The following is a 2,807-nucleotide window of genomic DNA, read 5'->3' on the forward strand; positions in this document are numbered from 1 at the left end:
GCGGAGACGGTCGCCTGTCGCGATATCTTCGACCGCAACATCGTTTTCCTGGCCGTCAGCGCCAATGCGATGCGCCTGTTTCGGCGTGAGATCCAATAGCGCGCGGATCGCGTTGCCGGTTGCGGCGCGAGCGCGCAGTTCCAGGACCTGCCCAACCAGCACGAGTGCCACCACCACGCCCGCGGCCTCATAATAGACCGGAAGGCTGCCGTCAGGCATCCGGAAGGTCGCGGGGAAGGCGTCGGGAAAGATCGTTGCCACGAGGCTGTAGCCAAAGGCCGCACCCACGCCGAACATGATCAGGGTGAACATGTTGAAATGGCCGGTGCGTAGTGAGGCGAGACCGCGCTGAAAGAACGGTAACCCGGCCCAGCAGACGGCAGGCAGCGTGAGCGCGAGTTGCACCCATGGCGACAGCACAGGCGGCACAAGATGCAGACCGACATCGCCTCCCATGGCGATGAGCATGAGCGGAATGGCAAGCACCCCGGCCACGATCAGGCGGCGCGTAAAATCCCTGAGTTCGGGATTTTCCTCATTGTGCCCGGTCGGATCCTCCGGCTCCAGCGCCATGCCACAGAGCGGGCAGTCTCCGGAGTGATCCTGCCGGATCTGCGGATGCATGGGACAGGTCCAGATTGTGTGGTTTCCGGCAAGAGAGGGCATTTCGTTCGTGGACGTATGATGGTCATGGCCGGTATTGCTGCCCGATTTCTGACCATGTTCCATTGCTGGCATCGCCGGAGCATTACCAGTTTTCTCTGCAGGTTCCAGCGCCATGCCGCACTTAGGGCATTTTCCCGGATGCGTTTCCCTGATTTCCGGGTGCATCGGACAGGTCCACGCCGTCTGGCCTGCCAGGGACTGGTCATGGGTAATGGACGCCTCGTCCGCCACGAAAGCTGCGGGGTCTGCCCCGAATTTCCGCTGGCAGTGTTCACTACAAAAATAATAATCGTGTCCATCATGCAGCGTGTGCAATTTTTCTGTCACAGTATTCACACTCATGCCACAGACCGGATCATGTACGGTCCTGGGCACCATCATCTGCCGATCATCCTGTCTGGTATCCGTCATGCGTGTTGCCCCGATGGAAGCGGCTGAATTTCAGACTGCGATGGAACAGGCATTGAAACCATGTCACAGCACAGACAATGAAACGACCACTTTGTCGAGACAGTTGCCCGCATACCGGTGATCCCCCAAAAGAGCATACATTCAGCGATTACATGATCGTCAGCAGGCATTGACCTACGTCGCTGTTACAATCAGTGTCTGGAATGAACGTAATCTTAGCTTCTGGACTGATGACCGACCTTATTCGAGACCTCATTCTTCGCTGGCGGGACGATCCGGCAGCAACCTATCAGAGCTGGTTTTTATGGGACGAGCGTATCAAGAACTTTCGCTCCATCCGCAGAGGGCTGCAGCAGGTTGTCACCGAGATTGCCGCTGGTACGTTCGGGGTCGCCTATCGTGGCTCCTCACTGGAAACAGTTGTTCATTCGATTGCGGAGCAGCGTCAGATTTTCAAGGGGGCAGATCATGCGTTCCTTTGGAAGCCGAAGCTACGAATTCCAGATATCTACGAGAATCCCGTCAACCAGAAAGCGTTCGGTCAGCTTCTCGATACCTGTCTGTGCTGCAATACTGAAGAGCACGTGGTTTCGGCCATTCATGCGATTGATGCTCGCAAGATAAAGGGACTGGGACCAGCCGTCGCCAATCTGCTGTATTTTCTGCATCCGACAATCATGCCGCCGTTCAACACGGCGATCGTGAAGGGCTATAACGCTCTGACCGGATCGAAGGTGAAACTGGGGCGATGGGAAGAGTATCTCGCCATGCGGCAGGGAATCCTGAAGCTGAATGCGACCTATCGTTCACTGCTTTCCAATGATCTGGGCGCCATCGGAGGACTGCTGTTTGACCTCGGTAGCGGACGCTATACAGCGCCACCTCTCGAGGATGACGAAACCGCGCGAAAGCTTTGGGAAGCCGATCTCCATCAGGTAAGGGAGCAGAGCGCGAAAGAAGCCCGGATCCTCGCCGCGGAGCGGGAAACGGATCATACCCATACCGAGATTCAGGGCTGGCTTCGTGATCTGGGGCTTTCCCTGGGGTATGATGTCTGGATTGCGGCCAATGATCGCAGTCGTCCATGGCAGGACGGTAAATTGGGAGATGGCTGCCTGTCGGTGTTGCCAGGGTTCACGACAGAAACGCAGGGAGCGGAATCCGTGCGCCTGATCGATGTCCTGTGGCTGGACCAGGAAAGCCGCAGGATTGTTGCAGCATTCGAGGTCGAACATTCAACGACCATCTATTCCGGTATCGTGCGGATGCTGGATCTTGCTCTCGGGTCAGAGGCGCAGGCCCTGGAGGGCCTGTTCCTTGTTGCGCCGGACAAGCGGGAAGCCGATGTGCGGGAACAGTTGAAGCGGCCGGCCTTCAGCAGGATCGCCGACCTGAAAGTCCGGTATCTGCCTTATGGGGCGCTTGAGAAGGATCGTGAGGCAATCGAGCGTTTTGGTCATGGGATGAAGCCTATTCAGGCAATATCCCATCTTCTTACCCCAGCGTGATGTTGATGACAGCAATGAGCGGTACAATATCTGTTTCAGAGCGGGCAGAGAAATCGGGGCAGCTTCCCTCTCTGTCCCGAACGTCTTTTGCCATACGATGTCCGCTTATCGGAACCCGGAGCGGTCCTGTTATACTACCAGGTGGGGAGATCGAAGAATCGTTGATTGAAGGTATTATGTCCTGATTTTGGGCTTAACGAGCAAGTATTGATGGTTCTGGGT

The 2,807-nt window shown here is 56.5% G+C and carries 2 protein-coding genes; one reads left to right on the forward strand and one right to left on the reverse strand.

The genetic code is table 11. The features are described from left to right. A partial coding sequence (locus tag B7449_RS15070; RefSeq protein WP_048883775.1) for a heavy metal-binding domain-containing protein occupies window positions 1–1,077 on the reverse strand: 1,077 nt, incomplete at its 3' end. A 230-nt stretch (window positions 1,078–1,307) separates the two neighbouring features. Here B7449_RS15070 and B7449_RS15075 point away from each other — a divergent pair. Then, window positions 1,308–2,585, forward strand: a complete 1,278-nt coding sequence (locus B7449_RS15075) for a hypothetical protein (RefSeq protein WP_034929707.1) — start codon at window positions 1,308–1,310, stop codon at window positions 2,583–2,585. The last annotated feature ends 222 nt before the right edge of the window (window positions 2,586–2,807 follow it).

The sequence above is a fragment of the Komagataeibacter intermedius TF2 genome (assembly GCF_000964425.1).
Lineage (GTDB): Bacteria > Pseudomonadota > Alphaproteobacteria > Acetobacterales > Acetobacteraceae > Komagataeibacter > Komagataeibacter intermedius.